We start from the raw sequence: 20,191 nt of genomic DNA, 5'->3' as shown, positions 1-20,191 counted from the left end.
GGGCCACGGAGCGCGGCGTCAGAAGCTCACGCCTGTTTCAAGGTCGATCAACAAGGCGTTTTTGTACCGGTTAGTGCCGCCCGGGTGCCAGATATACTGGAGGCCGGGGCGGATGGTGAGCCACGGAGCCGGACGCCAGCCATAGTTGATTTCGCCGGAATGTTCACCGCTCGGCTTGAGTAACCCGGTATCCTGCGTCTGTACCGCCTGGAGGGCTCCAACATAAGCGCCCAGCTTTGGGTTCACGAAGTTGAACTTGCCACCGATGCTGATCGTATCGTTCGGCCGGTTCCAGAACGTCCCCTTGCGCACGACACCCCAGGTGATGAAATACGGGGCGATTGCCGTGCGCGGATCACCCCAGGTGAAGGATAGGAAGGCCACGGTCGAGCGCGATGAATCGCTCCTGTCGCGCTGCAGCATCTGGTCGGCCATGAACCATCCGCCGTAACGGCCGCGCACCTTGTCGATGGGCAGATTACCGAGCACGCTTGTCGGCAATTCAAAGCCTGCCAGCTGGGCGTAGACGTTCTTGACCTCTGACGTATCCCAGTAACCGCCAATCTTGACGTTGGTCGGCAGGCGACCCTTGGTGTCCGTGCCGCCGAAATGCCACCCAAGCTGGAAGGGCAGGTAGGCGCCGGTCGATCCGTGCAGCCACATCTTCCAGGCATAGCCCGTGTTTGAAATGGTCGGATCGACGTTATAGATGCCAGCCGAAACGAGCATGCGCTGATCACCGAAGGGGAAAAGCTTCACGAACGCGCCGGGATGGGCTGTCGGATAGTAACCATAGCCAGAGTTGCTGGCGAGCGCCTGTGGCATACCGCAGATCGCGTTCGATTCGAACTGGCAATAAAGATTCATGCCCCAATGCATGGTGGATTGACCGAAATCATTTTCGGTATTGATCCAGCCGATTTCGGTATCGGCGTAGCGGTTCCACTGCATTTCCCATGAGAGCCGTGTGAAACGAATGGTCTCGCCCGAACCGAAGATTTCCTGCGGGCTGTTCAGCGCGGGAAGCTGCTGGCCAATACCGAGGCCGGCGCGCTCGGTGAGCAGCACATGGAACATACCGTAATTATGCCCTGTGAGCTGGGCAAAATTGACATCGGCGCCAATCGCCACTTCATGAGCATAGCGCACGGTCTGGGCGCGCCCGCCGGTGGGATTACCTGCGCTGTCCTGCAGGTAGTGGCCCTGCGGCGTGATGCCCATGTTCTGCAAGCGGGTACGCAGGCCGCCCCAGTCGCCCGTCATTGTGGGCTGCTTCAGCCAGTCTGAAAAACTCGCCGGAAAAAGGGCCTCGTTACCCGGTACCGGCACGAAGGGGTGACGCACGGTGCCCAGAGAAGGCTGTGTGCGATCATAGGGGCTGCCATAGAGATTGGGCGGGTTATCGGCGCCCTTGCCTGCATGATTCTGGGTTGCCGTTTCCTTGAGCATAGGATCGAGCGTGGCTGCGGTCTGATCACTCGGGCTTGCTTGCTGGCTCTGACTCTGGGCAGAGGCCGGTGCAACGAGAAGGCAGCTTCCGAGTATCGTCCCGGCAGCCCAAAGTGCCAGACGCCCCGCGGCATTCTTAACAGGCATGATCGCGCGATCTCTCCATACTGACAGGTAACAACCCCACGCGATGCGAAGCTGACATGTCGCCAGTTTCGCGCGTCGTTGCGCCCTCCCTATCAATATTTCATATCATGACAAGGAGATTGACGGCCGCTATACGTTTCCCACGTTGTGAGCTTCCGGTCTGTGTTTTTGGCGCAACACCCATATATTGAGCGTTAATCGTTAACACCCCAGCACAGGTCGCATGAGAGGTCGGGGCTCGACTGTGAAATCATGTGGATTGTTTCTTGCGGAGGTACGCTGGCGGTTCAGGAGTAAACCGCCAGGAAACACGCTCGTAAGCGCCTCTCGAGGTAAGAAATTATTGAGTGATCAGAACCAGCTGCGAATACCAATCGTCAGGCGCAGGTTACCGTCGCTATCGTTTCGCTCCCGTGCAAAACGCCGCGCCTGCTGGAAATAACCATCATACGTCATGGCGATATAGGGCGCGAATTTGCGCCATATTTCGTATCGCAGCCTCAACCCCGTATCTATATCGGAAATCCCTGCACCGTTACCTCGGGCGGGATCGGCCTTCGAATAAAGATTCAGTTCGATCTGAGGCTGCAGGATCAGCCGGTTCGTCAGCAGGATATCGTAAGAGCCTTCAAAACGGGCGGCAAAACGTCCCTGATCGCTGACATAGCCTGTGGCCTGCAATTCAAACTGATAAAGCGACAGCCCCTGTATACCGAGCGCCGCCCAGGTGCGTGTGGGACCGCTATCCAGATCGACACGAACACCGCCCTGTACGTCGAAATAGGAGGACACGGCGCGGCTGTAGAGAACCTCCTGATCGCCATCCCCCATGCGGCCTTTCGACACGGTGCCCTCGGAACGCAGCCAGAGGCGATTATAGTCGCCGCCAATCCAGGCTTCGCCATCCCACCGAAAGCTCGAATTCTGCCCAGCAAGGCGCCCTTCAAACTCGTCGAGAAGGCCATGGACCCATATTCCCTGATCCATGACAGGCATGACACCGTCAATATAACTTGGCATCGTAGCACTCGCCTTTGGCTGCACCGCAGGCGCCGCATGGCTGCCGGACGTGAGCGCAAGGGCGCCGGCAAGGCCAGCCAGAAACTTGATGGTGTGTCGGCGCATGTTCATGACACCACCACCGTGCGGAACATGCCGAGATGCATGTGATAGATCAGGTGACAATGCAGCGCCCACATGCCCGGCGTATCCGCCGTCACAAGATAGCTGAGCTTCGAGCCGGGCTGGGAGAGAATGGTATGCTTGTTGGGCCTGAGCGCCCCCTGACCGTTTTCCAGCTCGCTCCAGAACCCATGCAGGTGAATCGGGTGTTCCATCATTGTGTCGTTGATGAGTGTAATCCGTACACGCTCCCCCAGACCCAGCATGACTGGCGGCGCTTCAGAAAATTTCTTCGCGTCAAATCCCCAGATATAGCGCGTCATATTCCCTGTCAGGTGCAGCACGATCTCCCGGCTTGGGGGGCGCTGGTCCGGGGCAGGGCGCAGGGCACGAAGCATTGCATAGTTAAGGACTACACGCCCGTTATCCTCCAGTCCGTCCCCCGGTTCTGACAGGCGATTGACAGGATCCATGGCGACATTCTGGTTTTCCACATTGCGTGGCGGCGGGCCGGGGTCATCAATCTGGATGGGCTGCGCCGGGGCGGGATGCGTGCTTGACGCTGGTTTGTCTTGCGGTTTCATGCCGCTCATGCCGCTCATGCCGCTCATGCCAGCTGGGCCGTTCTCCATACGCCCCATGCCCATATCGATCATGCTGCGTACGGGCCGTGGGTCCATGGGGGGGATGGGCCCCATCATCCCCATGGCGGGAGCAAGTGTGCCGCGCGCGAAGCCGGTGCGGTCTTCTGGCTGAATGAAGATTGTCCATGCCCGGTTGTCGGTCGGGGTGACGATCAGATCATAGGTTTCAGCCGGTCCGATGCGAAATTCCTCAACACGCACGGGCTCAACATCCGATCCATCGGCTGCGATGATATCGAAATCGAGCCCCGGTATCCGGAAGTCGAACAGGGTCATGGCCGACGCATTGACGACACGCAGCTGGATCCGCTCGCCCGGGGAAAACAGGCCGGTCCAGTTGTCATCCGGCGATTGCCCGTTGATGAGGTAACTGTAAATCACCCCGCTGACATCAGAGATATCCGTGGCGGACATTCGCATGCGCGACCACATCAGGCGGCTCGCCAGAGCGTCATGCAATCCATGCTGGCGGGCTTCATGAAACAGCGAGGCCACGCTGCGCTGGCGGAAATTGTAATAATCGTCCTGCTGCTTCAGGTTGCTGACGATGTCATGCGGCGCGACATCGCTCCAGTCCGAGAGGACAAGCACATAATCCCGCTCATAGTGATGGAGCGGCGGCCCTGCCGGATCGATCACCAGCGCGCCAAAAAGCCCCTGTGCCTCCTCCATGCCGGAATGGCTGTGATACCAGTAGGTGCCCGATTGGCGCAGCGGGAAGCGGTAGGTGTAGCGGCCCTTGGCAGGAATGCCGGCAAAACTCAGACCCGGCACACCGTCCATGTTGGCTGGCAGCCTGATACCATGCCAATGGATCGAGGTAGGCTGATCGAGATGGTTGATGACATTCAACACCATCTCGTCACCCTCGCGCCAGCGGAGGGTGGGGGCAGGGGCGCTTCCATTGACCGTAAAGGCGCGGCCCCTGCGCTTGCCGACCTGCCAGGGTGCCGTATCGACAGTCAGGTCATACGTGGAGGCGGGCGCCGGCGGAATGGCTGAGGGGTCGGCTGTGTGTGCCGCAGGCGTCATGGCGGGCATGGCGCGGGCGGACGAGGCAACGCCGAGCCCCGCCAGCCCTGTGACGAATTTCCGGCGATTGAGCGCCGGACCCTTGCGTGTCAAGGCAATCATGAAACAGGTCCTGAATGATCGGAACGGAATGCGCGGCCTGATAAAACCAGACCGGCATACGGATCAGAGATTCAGGAAAAGCGGGGCGGTCTGGGGTCCGGAACCCGTTGCTGGCCTGCCAGAGCAAAGCCGGATGAGGCAGCATAGCGGGTTACCTGCACGGCGAGCGTACGGGCAGGTGACGTGACACCAAGAGCGACATGGCCAGTTGTGCAGGACAGGCTCGGGGGGCAACCATGGCAGCCTTCCCCATGCAGTTTGTGCTGGGGGTGTTCCGCCTTGCCCATCATGCCGTTTGTGGCTGCGTCAGGCTGGCCCACCCCACTCATGGTGACGCTGGGGTGATGCATCGCACATCCCGCATGGGTGCTTTGAACCGGCATTTCGCCGCAACCCGTCAGCTGCGCGCTAGCCGCCTGCGCTGGGAACGCCCCGCGCAGGATCAGGCAGAGTGTGGCGAGCATCACGATCCATAGAGGCGTGCAGCGGTTCGGCATGTCGTCCCATAGACGTTACAGGGAAATAATCGGATCAGTTGCGACACTCTTTCAGAGGCATACGTTGATTGCAACCGTATTGATCACCATCTCGGTCTGGTCATATTGGCAAGGAGCATGAAACAATGAGCGAGACCCTTGATTTCAAGGTTGAAGGCATGTCCTGCGGGGGCTGCTCGAGCCGCCTTGAAAAGGCACTGCTCGAAATCCCCGGCGTGAGGGATGTCAAAGCCAGCCACGAGACGGGCGATGTGCGCGTTACCACGGACGGTGCGGCTGTGCCGCGCGCCGCGCTGGAAACGGTCATTGAGGAAACGGGCTTCGACATCGCACGAGGCTGAGATGCTCGTCTATCGCCGCCCGGAGATCATCGAGGCCCATTTCGTCGGTTACAACACGGCGGGATGGGCTCAGCGGTCGTCGTCTTTCAAGCGCCCGTCGTTTGACGAGCCAGCGGTGTAATCTGATCGACACGGGTCAAACGTTGGCATCTCGCACACTTCGTGCTGATGGCTGCGGTAAGATGGTACTGCCGACGGTCCCTGCGGGTTAGGCGGTAGCGCCTTCTATCCGATGGCGGGGCCCGATAAGAGATGCCTGATCGGCAGAGGCAAGCGTTTGAAACGAGCCTTTCTTCCAGTCGAATGAGAAAGTATTTCATGAGCGCCAGCAGTCTTGATCTGGAAGTAACGGGTATGATTTGCGCTGCCTGCGCGGCACGGCTGGAGAAAGTGCTCAACCGGCAGGATGGGCTGACAGCATCGGTCAATTTCGCCTCCTCGCGCGCGATCATCTCCCGAGCGGATGAGGGGCCAGACCTAGGCGCTATCGAAAAAATCGTCGAGAAGACGGGCTTCGGTCTTGGGCATCAGGAAGCACGATTTGCCATTGAGGGAATGAGCTGCGCCGCTTGCTCTGCGCGACTGGAAAAGGTGCTCAACCGCCTGCCGGGCGTCAGGGCAGCCGTCAATCTCGCCACGGAAACCGCGCAGATCGACTATATCACGGGGGCGGTCACGGAGGATCGCCTCGTCGAGGCCGTTCGCAAGGCTGGCTTTACGGCAAACTCGACAGCGGACCATCAGGGGCACGAAGCGCCTTCGAGAGAACCTGCGACGGCGCAGCGGGATCTGGCCATTATCGCCCTGTTCTGCATCCCGTTTGCCATCGACATGCTGGGTATGGCTGTTGGCGCCGATCACCTTGTGCCGCTCTGGCTTCAGGCGGTTTGTGCGAGTGTCGTACAGATCTATGGTGCCCGTCATTTCTATCGCAGTGCCTATCATGCCCTGCGAAGCGGTTCGGCCAATATGAACGTGCTGGTCTGCCTCGGGACGAGCATCGCCTATGGCTTCAGCATGGTCGTCACGCTTTTGGGGCTTGATCTGCCGGTCTATTTTGAAGCGAGTGCCTTCGTGATCCTTCTGATTTCGGTTGGAAGGCTTCTCGAGGCGCGGGCGCGTCAGAAAGCGGCTTCCGGTCTGGAAGCTCTGCTCAGTCTCAGGCCGCAAACTGCCAACCGCGTAACCCCGAACGGCCTGGAAATCTGCGCTGTCGCTTCATTGCAACGCGGTGATGTGTTCGTGGTCCGTCCTGGTGAGGCCATACCGGTTGATGGTGAGGTCATCGAGGGCGCAACCGAAATCAATGAGTCGATGCTTACGGGTGAGGCTGTGCCCGTTCTGCGTCAGGTTGGCGATACGATTTTCGCCGGAACGCTTAACACGACGGGTGTCGTGCGCGCCCGTGCAACCTCGCTTGGGAGCGAGACCGCACTGGCCCGCATCGTGGCGATGGTTTCGCGTGCGCAGGGATCGAAAGCCCCGATCCAGCACCTGGCGGATCGTGTTTCGGCCATCTTCGTGCCCTCCATCATCATCATCGCCCTGCTGACGTTCGTCATCGGTTGGCTGGCAACGCACGATGCGCAATGGAGCCTTGTCTCGGCCATATCGGTGCTTGTCATTGCCTGCCCCTGTTCCCTGGGCCTTGCAACGCCGACCGCGCTGATGGTCGGGACAGGAAAAGCGGCCTCTGCCGGTATCCTGTTCCGTAATGCTGAAGCGCTTGAGCGCGTTCATCGTCTCAGGGTGCTGGCCTTCGACAAGACAGGTACGCTCACAAAGGGGCAGCCTGAAGTCGAAGCGATTTATCCCGCCGATGGGGTGACCGAGGCGGAACTTCTGGGGGTGGCAGCATCACTGGAGGCCAACTCGGAGCATCCCTTGGCGAAGGCCATCATATCGCGGGCAAGCGAAGCTGGGATCACCTCCGCATTCAGTCTGGACCATTTCCGCGCCGTTCCGGGCAAGGGGATCGAAGCGGCAGCAAAGGAAGAGACCTTTTTGCTCGGGACACCCGAATTCCTGCGGGAACAGGGCATCGCCGTGTCGGCCCTGCCATTGGATGCCGAAACACGGAGTGTCGCCTGTATCGCACGCGGTGGCGTCTATCTTGGCACCATAACCCTGTCTGACGCTCTGCGCCCGGAGGCCGCGGCCATTGTTTCTTGGCTTCGCAAGCAGTCGATCGAAACGATCATGCTTACCGGCGATCGCGAGGCGGTTGCTGCGCGGGTCGCCCGGGAAGCAGGTATTGACGAGATCAGAGCCTCACTTCGGCCCGAAGGCAAGGTTTCTGCGGTGCAGGCGTTGCGCGGTGAGGATCGTCTGGTTGGTATGGCTGGGGATGGCATCAATGATGCGCCTGCTTTGGCCGCTGCAGATATCAGCATCGCAATCGGCTCAGGCTCGGCCGCGGCGCTGGAGACGGCAGATCTCGTGCTCATGAGTGCGGATCTGCGTGCTATCCCGGATGCTCTGTCCATCTCCAGGGCTACTGTCGGCAAGATCAGGCAGAATCTCGTTTTTGCCTTTGGCTATAACGTAGCGGCCATACCTCTTGCAGCCTGCGGACTGCTGGACCCGGTAATTGCCGGCGGGGCCATGGCGCTTAGCTCCGTCTCGGTTGTCACCAACTCACTACTTCTCAATCGCTGGCGCTCACAACGATCCCTCTAATCGATGCAGCGCCGAGCGGGGAAGCCTCAGTGTGTGATCAGGCTGACCTTGAGTGCACCACCCTCGGGTGTCAGTCTAACAGCGCAATCGTCAAAGCTCGGCGGCCCGAAACGGACGCTCGGATCCCGTGAAAACCCTATGGGCTCCTTCGGTATGCCAATAAACGAGCGGTCGAGCCGGGCATTGCCGTTGCGGTCCTGATAGGCCTGTACGGCATATACGCCTGCCGGTATGTCAGCAAAATTCACGGTAACGTCTGGCGTAGAGGATTTCACCTCAGCATGAAATTTACAGCTGGGCTTGAGGAACTCATCCTCCGTGCAGATCGCAACCTTGATGGTACCAACGTCATCGGGGACGTTTCCAATAACCGCCTGAACGGGGCCTGCCACGGCCGTGAGAGGGGCGAGCGGCAGGGCCATGAGGGTGGCGAGCAGACCAAGTTCAGGTTTCATAATATCGTCCTTTCCAGGTGACAGGGCGTCCAAGCACATGCCGTATGCGGGCGTGAAACTGGATGAAAAGCAGCATGAATACCCCGACCGGGCTGGCGAGAACGGTGCGTAACCCCTGCTGACACCGCAGCGCCACCAGCAGGCGCAGTGCAAGGCTCGCCAGTCGCGCAAACTGCATCGTCGGAGTGCCGCGGAGCAGGAAGGGCAGGATATGTCCCCCGCCCAGCAGGAGCGTCCATATGGGCAGGGCAAAAGGGCCAGCCAAGCCTTCCACGGCGTTCTTCATCAATCCTGCATAGACTTCGCGCCCATTGCGGTACATCCGGCATGTGGCGAGATCGGTGGCATCGATCAGCCGTGTGCGAAAACCTGCCCGACGCATTTCGCGTGCCAGCGCAAGGCCGTCATGAAGCTTGTCCCGTATCTGCCCATGGCCACCACTCTGACGATAGGCCTCTGCCTTGACCATGACCAACTGTCCGCAGGCCGCGGCAAGGGCGGGTGTGCGACCCTTGTCGAAAACAAGTGGCAGATAACCGAAAAGAAGGACATCGATGAAGGGCAGGAGGAGCCATTCAAAGCCCGAGCGCATTTCCTGACGGGGCACACCGCTGATCAATGACGGGGCGTGTACGCCCTCAGTGACAGCCAGCAGCCGTGGTATTGCACGTTCTTCCAGCCGGACATCGGCATCGATGAACAGGAGCCATTCCTGTGTGGCGGCAACGGCCAGCTGGGCGCAGGCATGGTTCTTGCCACACCAGCCTTCAGGGAGGGGGCGCCCGTGCAGCAGCCGTACACGTTTGTCGGCGATGGCTTCGACACGTGCCGCGGTATCGTCCTGAGAGCCATCATCGAGCACCAGAACCTCGCGCACCGCAGGACCGTTCGCGAGAACGGCGATGATGGCCGTCTCGATCTGTGCCCCTTCGTTGCGTGCGGGAATAAGCACAGAGATACCGGCGCTGCGGACATTTGAACGTGAGGGTGCGCGGCTCAGGGCACGCAGGTTGAGCAACCCGACCAACAACGGAAAGGCTGCGAGGGCTGCGATGGTCAGTTCACCCCGCGTCGGGGCTGAACGTTCAGCGCCCTGCGTGACGTGGGTCATGTTTCTCCCTCCTCATCAGGCTGCTGAGTTTCTGAAGCTGGGCATACAACCCGCCCATGCCGGATCGCCCTTCGATGAGAAGTCGGAAACGTGCATGGTCGCGTGTGATGACATCTGCCGCCAGCGCATCCTGTGTCGCCTCAAGAGCGTCCTCCAGAAACGCGTGATTGGCCTTGAGGCTACCGGGCAGGCTGGAATGAGGCATAGGCTGGCCGAAACGTATGAATACTTCTGCCCGACTTTCGGAGCCGTAGGCATATTCGATTGCAACCGGGATGATCACGCAGTCTGTCGCCTGACTGGCAATATGAGCCAAGCCCGACTTGAGCCTGACGGGTCGCAGGCGGACATCGGTAAATTGCCCTTGTGCAGTGACCCAGAAAACGCCGCCACTTTTCAGGATCGCTACGGACTGGTGCAGGAAGTGCCGTAGCGAGCCATGCGATGACGGATCAAGCGGCAGAAACCCTGCGCGATTGAGGGTGGGATAACGCTTGAGCGTCCGGGCATCTATCGGGCCGAAGCCCGGTCGGCCGGGCATGAAATGCGACTGAAGCAACGCAAACAGGGCAGGGTCCCACCAGCCGGGATGGTTGCTGTAAAACAAGATACCGGATGCTAGGGACGCGTCTGGCTTATGTCCCGACCACTGCACGGAGGCAAAATGACGGGTAAGGCGTTGCCTGAGGGCCCTTGTGATCCAATACGTGAGAAATGGAGATCGGCCATAGGCCGTCTCCAGTCCCGGTCGCCACGCTTTACCGCGGTTGCCGTGTGACAACTCAGCCAGCCGCGCTACGTGATGCTGTACCCGATGGGGCGACGGGCACGGGGCTATCCTTATCCAGGCAATCGGCAGCGATCCAGCCCGACATGAGCGCCATAGGCATGCCGGGGCCCGGATGAGCGCTGCCACCCGCCATATACAGCCCTGAAATGTCGTCCGACCGATTTGCAGGCTTGAAGCCGCCGCTCAGCTTCCCATGGCTGGCGAGGCCATAAATGGCACCCGCCTGAGGTGAGTATCTCGTATGGATATCCATTGGGGTCAGGTGGTGTTCGGCCACGATACGCTCTTCGATATCAGGCATACCGCCTGCTGTCTTCAGCTTGTCGAGTATGACCTGACGATAACCCGGGAACATCTCGGTCCAGTTCTGGCCGGGGCGCAGATACGGCGTGTGCACCAGCACATAAAGGGCCTCTCCACCGTCCGGCGCGGTTTGCGGCTCGGTCCTGGCAGGCGCAGCGAGATAGCAGGTCGGGTCCGGAGCAGGGCGGCCCTGGTGATAGATCGCATCGAATTCCTCTTCCGCATCGCGCGAGAAGACAAAATTGTGGTGGGCAAGGTGCTCATAGGCCTTGTTCAGGCCCAGATAGAGCACAACGCCCGAGCACGCGGGCTCGCGAGACTTCCACTGGCGACGGAACTGGCGAAAGGCCTTTGGTGCGACCTTGCGATCGATCAGTTCATACATGGTACGCACGCTGTCCATGTTCGACACGACTGCCGATGCGGCGATGGTTTCGCCGGATTGGGTCTCGACACCATGGACCCGTTTTGCGTCGTGCAGGATGCGCTTGATACGGCAGTTGGTGCGAAACACGACGCCATTCTCTTCGGCGATCTTGCGTAAGGCAACGGGTACCGCGCGTGTTCCGCCTATCGGATACCAGATGCCTTCATCAACTTGCATATGGGCGATACCGGTCAGTACCGCCGGCGCTTGAAGGGGGTTTGAGCCAACATATTGTGTGAAATGATCGAAAACCTGCACAGCCTGCGGGTTGGTGATGCGCTTTCTGATTTCCTGCCCAAGCGTAGAATGCATACGCAATGCGAGGACGTCTCGCAGCGTCTTGGGCGCAAAAGTCTCACCGATATTCATGGTGTCGCGCAGCCCGCCGACGGATTTCCAGAATACGAAACGCCGCGAGATATCATGAAGCCGCTCGCTGACCCTGAGCAGATCCTCATAACCGGCTCCATCGCCGGGCTTACGTTTTTCCAGCTCCTCTGACATGAGGGCAATGTCCTCAACCAGGTCGAGGGGCTGGCCTTCGTCAAAGAAGCAGCGCCATTGCGGATCCAGACGACGCAGGTCGAGACGATCCTCCATACGCAGGCCGCTTTCGGCAATGATGCGGCGAAGCACGGAGGGAAGCGTGAGAATGGTCGGTCCCATGTCGAAACGGAAACCATCTTGGTTGTGCTCGGCCGCCTTGCCACCCGTCCAGTCATTGGCCTCGCATACGATCACCTCGTGACCGCGGGCGCTTAGCGTGCAGGCGGCGGCCAATCCACCGAGCCCCGCCCCGATGATGACTATGGGTGCTCGCTTCGTCGTGTTCAGCATGGAATTCTCTTCCGCTCAGGCGTGGCCACCGGTACATTCTGGCATCAGGTGCAGACCCGGAGGTGGGGTCTCGATAATCGTCACTGGCGCCTTGGCCAGATCTTCGATGAGGAGCGTCGCACTGATGCGTGCCCCCTCGAAAATGACAGGCAGACCACTACCAGGATGGGTGCCGCCGCCCGCAAGATAAACGCCTTTTACGTCTTCAAACCGATTGTGGGGGCGTCGATGCAGCATCTGCCCAAGCGAGTGCGCCATATTGAACACCGCACCACGATGGACATCATGTTCCTCCTGCCATTGCAGCGGGGTGATGGTTTTCTCGACCAGAATGCGCTCTTCTATATCGCCAAACCCCGCATCACGAAGACGCTGGAAGACGATCTGGCGCGCCTGCGCTGTGTTGGCCTCATCCCATTCGAAGCCATCCTCGCGCAGATTGCCGACCGGCATGAGAACGTAGAGGGCTGAGCATCCTTCAGGCGCCTGACCGGGGTCTGTCACACACGCGTTCTGGATATAAAGGGACGCCTTGGACGAGATCTGTTTACCTGCCTCGATCTCGGCAAAATTGTTCTCATAATCGCTGGAAAGAAAAATGGTGTGATGAGCGTGATCGGGCAGACGGCCCTTAAGGCCCAGATACATCATGAACGTCGAGCATGAGAATTTCTTGCTGGCGATATTCTCATCGCTCCATTTCTTGCGTGAATTGTCTGGCAAAAGGGCGGAAATGGTACGGGCAAAATCGCCGTTAACGACAACCGCATCGACCGGAACGGCACTTCCGTTCGCCATAATCCCGGTTGCCTTGCCCTTGCTGGTCTCGATTGTCTCAACGGCACTGTTGAGCTCAATACGGACCCCCATGGTCGTTGCTGCCTGCGCCATGGCGGCCATGACGGCCTCGGTCCCACCTTTGGGGTGATAAATACCGAACTCGTGTTCCATGAAGCTCAGGATAGTAAAGAGCGAAGGACACCGGTAGGGCGACATGCCCAGATATTTGCTCTGAAACGAAAAGGCGAGACGCGTGCGCGGGTCGCTGAAGTAGCGTGACAGGTCCTTGTCGATGGAAGAGAACGGCGAAAGAACCGGAAGCGCCTTGAGCATGTCAGGCTTGAACAGGTCAAAGACGGAGTTGAAAGGTCGCTGAAGAGGCGCGATGAAACGCTCGAATTTATTCCTGTTATCGGCGAGGAAGCGTCTCACCTGTCTCGCATCCTGCGGAGAGATCTTGGCTATTTCCTCTTCAAGACGCTGTGGATCGGTCGTCAGCGAGAGGTTAGGACCATCTTCAAAGCGCAGATCGTAAAGGTGATGGAGCCTTTCGAGCTCGACCATCTCATCGAACTTGAACCCACATTGCGCGAAAATCTCACGGATAATCTCGGGGTACAGAAAGAAGGTCGGGCCGGTGTCGAAACGGAAGCCCTCGAGCTCGATACATGACGAGCGACCACCGATTCTGTCACCTTTTTCGTAGATCGTGACATTGGCGCCGGCATGGGCGAGCAGCATGGCTGAGGCGAGGCCTCCCGGCCCGGCGCCAATCACGGCGACATTGCGCGAATGAAGCCGGTGGCGAGAATGCTGGGTGCCCGGGGAAGCGGTAGAGTCCATGAGGCGCAGGGTCCTGACAGGATAACGGAATGGCAACATTCCGAGGTATCAACGAAAGATGATGATCCCGAGGCCGCACACCCCGTTATTTCGCTTGGAAGTTGTCCGCCTGCGGCGCGTCGCCCGAGCAGATGCATCCGGCCTTTTCATCAACGGACCGTGATCAATCAGGTTTCGTCGTTAACGATCTTTATCTGCCATGCCATTGGCGAAGCCGCGGCAACAGGTGAAAGGCGCCCCGTTTGCGTGTCGAAATGCTGACTGGTCGGGTGAGCGCCAGCAAGCCCTCGCGCCCGCGGGTGACACCAAAACCGCTCCTGCGTGCCCCGCCAAAAGGCAGCCGCGGATCTGCACTAGGTACGATGATGTCATTGATGGTGATCGTTCCAGCCGGGATCCGCTTAGCGATCGCCAGAGCCTCACGTTCATTACCGAAAATGCTGGCGCCGAGGGCGTGTGTAGCCGCATCTTCAAGGCAGATCGCTTCCTCAACTGAGTGCGTCGTGATCACTGCAAACCAGGATGCGAACAGATCGATATCAGCAAGTCCCGCCTGATGGGCGTTCAGGAAGATGACCTGTGTCTTGCCATAGACAACGACCTCTCCCCCGGCGGCTTTTGCCGAGCAGAGAAATTGCGCAAGCTTTGATGAAGGATCTGGCGCGGGGTTATCCCCTTCACCGCCGAACACGCGGTACAGTTCACGCTGTAAGGGGCGCTTCTGCCCCTCGTTGATGAACACCCTGCGGGGTGCGATGCACGTATGCCCGCCTTTGAGTGTCTGCCCGAAATGCAGCGCTCGTGCCACGAGGGCAAGATCTGCATCGGGCAGGACGAAGACAGGGTCTGCCCCGGATAGCTCCATGATGGTGGGCTTCAGGGTCTCCGCCGCTGCGAGCGCAACCTTGCGGCCTGTTTCAGCTGAGCCGGTAAGGATGATCAGGTCGTAACCGCTTGAGACTGCCTGTGGCCCGCTATCCTCACCGACCAGCTGCACGACCCCTTTCGGCAAACCTGCCTGCTCGAGGAGTACTAAGAAACGGTGGAGGACTTCAGTCCGGCCGGGTGCCGGTTTCAGCGCGACGCTGTTACCTGCCACCAGCGCTTGTAACGTCTGTATTCCTGCGAGCATGAGCGGGTAATTGCCGGGGGCCAGGATGAGGACCGCCCCCAGTGGCTTGCGCACGACAGAGGTCTTGACGCCGTGCAGCCAGAGCGGGCGACCCAACCAGCCAAGCCGCGTCTCCTTGAGCATAGATGACGCCTCACGGCAGAGGAAACGCGACGCGGCCATGAGCGGGAGAATCTCGGCTGTCATGACATCGAGCGGGGCATGATCGGCAATCAAACGGATCAGGCTAGGCGCGTTCAGGAGCATCAGCCTGTTAAACCGGCGTACCATCCTCAATCGCGCACGCAGGGGCACCGCTGCCCATCGGGGCTGTATCGCCTTGAGGTCCCGGCAAACCTCCTGCGACGACGTTGAGCTCGATTTGTCCTCGCTTTCACCGTGCAAGGAGGCGGAGGCCTTGAGACTCTCAGCCGGGCTGTGAGAATTGCGCGTGAAGGAGGTCGTGATGTCGCTCATGAAGGGTTCCGCTCATATCTCGAGTGCTAACCCTTCTTGATCGCCGCAGTTTCCCTGACTCAGCCTGTGCATCTCTACATCGGGGCCTGAGACACATCCCACCAGCCACAACAGGAAAACCATTGAGCTGGGGCAGATTGAAGCATCAGTGATGCCGGCAACCGGAGGCGTCCCTCTGATCCTGAGCTGCCAGCTGTCATGTGCTCGCATTGCTCGGATCCAGCGTTCGAGGGACAGTGCCCGCTTCGTGCGCGGCATGGCGGCTGATGCCTTGCCCGGGAGACACATGCTATGCAAAGCATCATGACGCTGGCTGAAAGGCGCTTTCGATGCGCGCTCGAAGGAGCGGAGATAAGCGCGCCTGCTGGTTCGTCCCGTTGGGAGGGAGAGCTCAAGGCGGGTCCCTCTGGCTTCTCCGGATCAGGAACCGGAGGCGAGTGGCGACCTGTTCCCACGCCGCGTCAGACTCTCCGGCTCTTTACCTGAGCAACCGGAAGATGCCGCTTGGACCAGCATCTTCCGTTCAAGAACTTTCACATCGCGGCTTCAAACACGCCAATGATCTGGGCAAGGGTCGCCTTGCGCGGATTGGTGAGCATGCAGGCATCTTTCTGCGCGTTTTCAGCCATCGTCTTGTGATCTTCCGCCTTGACGCCGAGCGCGGTGAGACCCGACGGAATACCGACCGAGCGGGCCATCTGGGTGATGGCGTCGATTGCAGCCTCGGCAGCCTCATCACGGCTCATGAGATCGGTCGGTACCCCAAGCAGGCGTGCGACGCGGGCATACCGATCGGCGGCAGCGATGAGGTTGAAGCGGCAGACGTGAGGCAACAGCACAGCGTTACAGACGCCATGCGGCAGGTTATAAAAACCGCCCAGCTGATGCGCCATGGCATGCACATAACCCAGCGAGGCATTGTTGAATGCCATGCCGGCCAGATACTGCGCGTAACACATGGCAACGCGCGCTTCCATGTTCTCACCATTGCCCACTGCCTTGGGCAGGAATTCGCCAATCAGGCTGATAGCCTTCTCGGCGCAGGCATCGGTGATCGGTGTTGCAGCGGTTGAAACATAGGCCTCGATAGCATGGGTGAGGGCATCCATACCGGTGGCAGCTGTCAGGGCAGGCGGCATGGCCACCATCAGGTTCGGATCGTCAATCGCGATCAGCGGTGTGCAACGCCAATCGACGATCGCCATTTTCACGTGGGTCTGTGAATTGGTGATGATGCAGAACCGTGTCATCTCAGACGCTGTGCCGGCCGTGGTGTTGATCGCGATGAGCGGCGTCATCGGAACCTTTGATTTGTCCACGCCTTCGTAGTCCCGAATATTGCCACCGCCCGCTGTGACCAGGCCAATGCCCTTGGCGCAATCATGGGCCGAACCGCCGCCGAGTGAAACGATGAAATCGCAGCCATTATCCTGATAGATCTTGACGCCGTCATGCACGTTTTTGTCGGTCGGGTTGGGCTCTGCACCGTCAAAAATGACAGTCTGCAGACCATCCTCGAGCAGGTAGCCCGAAATGATATCTGCCACGCCCATTTTCTTCAGGCCAGCATCGGTGACAATCAGGGCCTTTCTGGCACCAAGCGCTTTCGCCCGGTCCCCGGCCTGCTTGGCGCAGCCGGGGCCAATGAGGGTCACGCAGGGAATGAAGAAGCTGTCTGTATGATCGGCAAGGGCAATATGCGCCATGTTTCTGATCCTTATGCCAGAGACGTTCGTATTGACTGGATTTCATCCCGCATAAGCGGTTTTATCCGGCTCTTCTTACGAAACGTTCCAATAGATTTATGGCTTCCTCAACAGAGGATCAATAAAACTCGATCATGAAGTCAATAAATTACAAATAGTACTACGATGGTATAGAATTATCTGTCTGTTATGTTCTGGCCATACCATTGCGTGATGGCAGAGAGGCTGAAGGTCGAACCACAAGGTACGGGAAGCACGGTTAGTTCGGGCAGGGGCGGAAGGCCGTGCGAACAGAGTGGATACGCCTGGAAGCATGAGCAGCCAGCTTGGGCTGGTGCGCATAGCGCAATCTCAATCAGCTGAGTAGATAAGCTGTAGATTCCCCCTATGCGCAGAGGCATCATGAGGGCGTGAGGTGTAGGCACGGCTCAACGCCGCGCCTATCCTGATCTGCAAAACAGCAGAAATGGCAGCTCAGAGAGCCGCCAGAAGTGCCTTTGTCAGCTCGGCCGTGCCTGTCTCGCCACCCAGATCACGCGTGCGCACGCCATCAATGCGGATGACGCGGTCGATAGCCTGATCCACACGTGTGGAAAGGTCCTGACGACCGACATGAGCAAGCATCATGCTGGCAGCCATGAGCATGGCCAGCGGGTTGGCAACGCCCTTGCCGGCGATATCGGGGGCGGAGCCGTGCACCGCCTCGAAGATTGCAGCATCCGGGCCGATATTGGCACCGGGTGCCATGCCAAGACCACCGACAAGACCAGCAGTGAGATCAGAGAGAATGTCGCCAAACAAATTCGTCGTGACGATCACGTCGTACTGCCAGGGATCGGTGACGAGCTGCATGGCGCAGGCATCGACGATGCGCTCCTCAACAGCGACACGACCTTCATATTCCTTGGCGACCTTCCGACCTTCCTCGAGGAAAATCCCGCTGAAGATCTTGAGGATATTGGCCTTGTGAACCAGCGTGACCTTTTTGCGGCCATTGGCCACCGCGTAATCGAAGGCGAAGCGCACAATGCGCGCACATTCTGCGCGCGAGTTGAAACCAGCGCCATAGGCCAGACCCTTCGGGTCGTCACCGACGGGCAGATAATGCTCCATCGCAGCATAGAGCCCTTCGATGTTCTCGCGCACAACCACGAGATCCACCTTGTCGAAGCGGCCGCCCGGAACGACCGTCCGCGTCGGGCGCAGATTGGCGTAGAGCCCAAACTCCTGACGCATCGTCACATTGACGGATTTGAAACCCGCACCAACCGGCGTGGTTAGCGGCCCCTTGAGAGCAAGGCCGGTCTTGCGAATGCTGTCGAGGGTCGGCTGTGGCAGCGGCGCGCCGAACTTCTCAATGGCGCCAAGACCGCCGGATTGATGGTCCCATTCGAACGGGGCACCGACCTTGGACAGGATCTCGACAACAGAGGCGGTGATTTCCGGCCCGATACCATCACCCTCGATAAGGGTCGCGGGGATCATGTGATCAGCCATTCTGTCTTTCCTTTGTTCAGTTCGTGATTGGCGCGCAGGCGTCAACAAGCCAGTTCCGGTCGTCCTCGTCCAGAAGCGGGCCGATATGGGCGAGCGTATCCTGATGATAGGTATTCAGCCAGCGCAGCTCTTCCGGTTCCAGTAACGATGCCATGATCAGACGCCGATCGAACGGCGCGAAGCCAAGTACCTCGAACTCGAGGAAGGGGGCCTGGCTTGCGACTGATGCAGCCTTGACCAGAAGCAGGTTTTCCAGCCGGATGCCGTAGGAACCGGGCAGGTAATAGCCCGGCTCGTCAGAGACGATCATGCCTTCTTCCAGCGCCACAGGGCGGGCGACAGAGCTGATGTTCTGAGGCCCTTCATGGACGGAGAGGTAGCTGCCGATGCCATGCCCTGTACCGTGGTCATAATCGAGCCCGGCCTGCCAGAGCGCATAGCGTGCCAGAGCGTCGAGCCGATGCCCCGTCGTGCCCTGAGGGAAGCGGGCGCGGGCGAGAAGGATGTTACCCTTGAGCACACGGGTAAAGGCTTCGCATAACGCTGCGGGGGGCGCATCGGGACCATTCCAGATCGTGCGTGTCACGTCTGTGGTGCCGGCATCATACTGGCCCCCGCTATCAATCAGATAGACCTGATTGGGCTGCAGGATCAGATCCTGACCGGGCAGGGCGCGATAATGCGGCAGGGCAGCATTGGGGCCGACAGCCGAAATCGCCGGGAAGCTTTCCCCATGATAGCTCTCTGAAGCACCGCGAAACCCGTTGAGGATTTCGGCGAGCATGGTTTCGCGCAGCCCCGTGCCTTCGCGGGAGACGAAGTGGAGGAAGCGGCAAAGCGCGGCTGAATCGGGCAGATGCACCTTGCGCGCGCCTTCCTGCTCGGTAGCGTTCTTGCACGCACGGGGCAGGGCACAGAGATCGTTGCCACGCGCCAGCGTTGCTCCTGCCTCAGCGAGTGTCTGGATGAACCAGAGCGATGTCTGGGCCGGATCGAAGCGAACGACCTGACCGGAAAGCGCCTTCAGACGGTCCTGAAGCTCCTCGGGAGGCAGGACAGATACATTGCGGAACGAGATGGCCGCATCCGGGCTGACGCGGCTGATATCGACGAACACTTCCAAGGAGGCATCCTGATGCAGGATGCCGAAGGCGAGAATGACCGGCGTATTGGGAACGTCATCTCCGCGGATGTTCAACAGCCAGGCGAGCGATGTCGGATCACAGACCAGCATGGCTTCCTGGCCTGCCTTGCGCAGCGCGCCGCCAATCTTGCGGCGTTTGGACAGGCTGCCTTCGCCGCTGAAGGCCTCCGGGTGATACTGCACGGCACTCTCGGGCGGCGCTGGTTGATCGGCCCAGACGGCATCAACCGGATTGCGATCGAGTGCAACAAAGCTGTAATCGGCTGAAGTCAGGGTATTGAGTTGTGCCTCACCCACCAGTTTGGGATCATACCCGATTTTGAGACCCCGCGCATTATGGGCGAGCCACTCCGCTGCTGGCTGTTTTGTCAGATGCAGCCGCTCCCATTGCGCCCCATCGACCTGATCCTGCAACTGGCTGGTATAGCGGCCATCGGAAAACACTGCAGCGGTCTCGCGCAGGATGATGGCAAGTCCTGCGCTACCGGTAAATCCGGTCAGCCAGGCCAGCCGCTCGGCGCAAGGGGCTACATATTCACCCAGAAATTCGTCCCCACGCGGCAGCAGAAAGCCATCCACCCCGCTTGCATCGAGTTCATGTCGGACAAGTGCCTGACGTTTGTCGAGAGGGATGAGGCTCATGGCGTTTTCTTTCATCTCGGGCCCTGTAAGCAGGGCATTGCGGGACGTTTGTAAC

Annotated in this window: 15 protein-coding genes; 2 read left to right on the top strand and 13 right to left on the bottom strand. The window is 59.4% G+C overall.

The features are described 5' to 3' along the window. Positions 1–18: 18 nt before the first annotated feature. The 4 genes from F3J08_RS10750 to F3J08_RS10735 all read right to left on the bottom strand — a co-directional run bounded on the left by F3J08_RS10750 (position 19) and on the right by F3J08_RS10735 (position 4,993). Entirely contained in the window at positions 19–1,596 is a 1,578-nt protein-coding gene (locus F3J08_RS10750) for a carbohydrate porin (protein ID WP_240149292.1), read from the bottom strand. Positions 1,597–1,947: 351 nt separating this feature from the next. After that, positions 1,948–2,721, bottom strand: coding sequence for a copper resistance protein B (locus F3J08_RS10745; RefSeq protein ID WP_166930028.1), 774 nt, complete (start codon positions 2,719–2,721; stop codon positions 1,948–1,950). 2 nt (positions 2,722–2,723) lie between these two features. Next, positions 2,724–4,496, bottom strand: coding sequence for a copper resistance system multicopper oxidase (locus F3J08_RS10740; protein ID WP_166929878.1), 1,773 nt, complete (start codon positions 4,494–4,496; stop codon positions 2,724–2,726). Between the two features lie 71 nt (positions 4,497–4,567). Then, positions 4,568–4,993, bottom strand: coding sequence for a hypothetical protein (locus tag F3J08_RS10735; protein WP_166929877.1), 426 nt, complete (start codon positions 4,991–4,993; stop codon positions 4,568–4,570). A 125-nt stretch (positions 4,994–5,118) separates the two neighbouring features. Here F3J08_RS10735 and F3J08_RS10730 point away from each other — a divergent pair, with 125 nt between their 5' ends. Both F3J08_RS10730 and F3J08_RS10725 read left to right on the top strand, forming a co-directional pair. Continuing rightward, positions 5,119–5,334: a heavy-metal-associated domain-containing protein gene (locus tag F3J08_RS10730; protein ID WP_166929874.1), complete on the top strand. Its 216-nt coding sequence runs from the start codon at positions 5,119–5,121 to the stop codon at positions 5,332–5,334. Between the two features lie 318 nt (positions 5,335–5,652). After that, positions 5,653–8,013: a heavy metal translocating P-type ATPase gene (locus F3J08_RS10725; RefSeq protein ID WP_166929872.1), complete on the top strand. Its 2,361-nt coding sequence runs from the start codon at positions 5,653–5,655 to the stop codon at positions 8,011–8,013. 26 nt (positions 8,014–8,039) lie between these two features. Here the strand turns inward: F3J08_RS10725 and F3J08_RS10720 are convergent, their stop codons facing one another. The 9 genes from F3J08_RS10720 to F3J08_RS10680 all read right to left on the bottom strand — a co-directional run bounded on the left by F3J08_RS10720 (position 8,040) and on the right by F3J08_RS10680 (position 20,136). Further along, entirely contained in the window at positions 8,040–8,468 is a 429-nt protein-coding gene (locus F3J08_RS10720) for a DUF2141 domain-containing protein (protein ID WP_122039632.1), read from the bottom strand. Beyond that, positions 8,458–9,579 carry a glycosyltransferase family 2 protein gene (locus tag F3J08_RS10715; protein WP_166929870.1) on the bottom strand — a complete coding sequence of 374 codons (1,122 nt, stop codon included), beginning with the start codon at positions 9,577–9,579 and terminating at the stop codon, positions 8,458–8,460. Before F3J08_RS10715 ends, F3J08_RS10720 begins: the two co-directional genes overlap by 11 nt. After that, entirely contained in the window at positions 9,554–10,186 is a 633-nt protein-coding gene (locus F3J08_RS10710) for a lysophospholipid acyltransferase family protein (RefSeq protein ID WP_166929868.1), read from the bottom strand. Before F3J08_RS10710 ends, F3J08_RS10715 begins: the two co-directional genes overlap by 26 nt. 175 nt (positions 10,187–10,361) lie before the next feature. Next, positions 10,362–11,936, bottom strand: coding sequence for an NAD(P)/FAD-dependent oxidoreductase (locus F3J08_RS10705; protein ID WP_166929866.1), 1,575 nt, complete (start codon positions 11,934–11,936; stop codon positions 10,362–10,364). Between the two features lie 15 nt (positions 11,937–11,951). After that, on the bottom strand, positions 11,952–13,559 hold the full coding sequence (locus F3J08_RS10700; RefSeq protein ID WP_166929864.1) for an NAD(P)/FAD-dependent oxidoreductase: 1,608 nt from the start codon (positions 13,557–13,559) through the stop codon (positions 11,952–11,954). A gap of 190 nt (positions 13,560–13,749) precedes the next feature. Beyond that, positions 13,750–15,147, bottom strand: a complete 1,398-nt coding sequence (locus F3J08_RS10695) for an aldehyde dehydrogenase family protein (protein ID WP_166929862.1) — start codon at positions 15,145–15,147, stop codon at positions 13,750–13,752. Between the two features lie 533 nt (positions 15,148–15,680). Continuing rightward, on the bottom strand, positions 15,681–16,853 hold the full coding sequence (locus tag F3J08_RS10690; protein ID WP_122039638.1) for an iron-containing alcohol dehydrogenase: 1,173 nt from the start codon (positions 16,851–16,853) through the stop codon (positions 15,681–15,683). Between the two features lie 474 nt (positions 16,854–17,327). Then, positions 17,328–18,350, bottom strand: a complete 1,023-nt coding sequence (locus F3J08_RS10685; RefSeq protein WP_122039639.1) for an isocitrate/isopropylmalate dehydrogenase family protein — start codon at positions 18,348–18,350, stop codon at positions 17,328–17,330. A 16-nt stretch (positions 18,351–18,366) separates the two neighbouring features. Further along, positions 18,367–20,136: an aminopeptidase P family protein gene (locus tag F3J08_RS10680; protein WP_166929860.1), complete on the bottom strand. Its 1,770-nt coding sequence runs from the start codon at positions 20,134–20,136 to the stop codon at positions 18,367–18,369. Positions 20,137–20,191 lie beyond the last annotated feature (55 nt).

The organism is Asaia sp. As-1742 (assembly GCF_011753235.1).
Classification (GTDB): Bacteria; Pseudomonadota; Alphaproteobacteria; order Acetobacterales; family Acetobacteraceae; genus Asaia; species Asaia bogorensis_B.
Note: the sequence above shows the minus strand (reverse complement) of the source record. Positions and strands in the feature narration are given on the sequence as shown.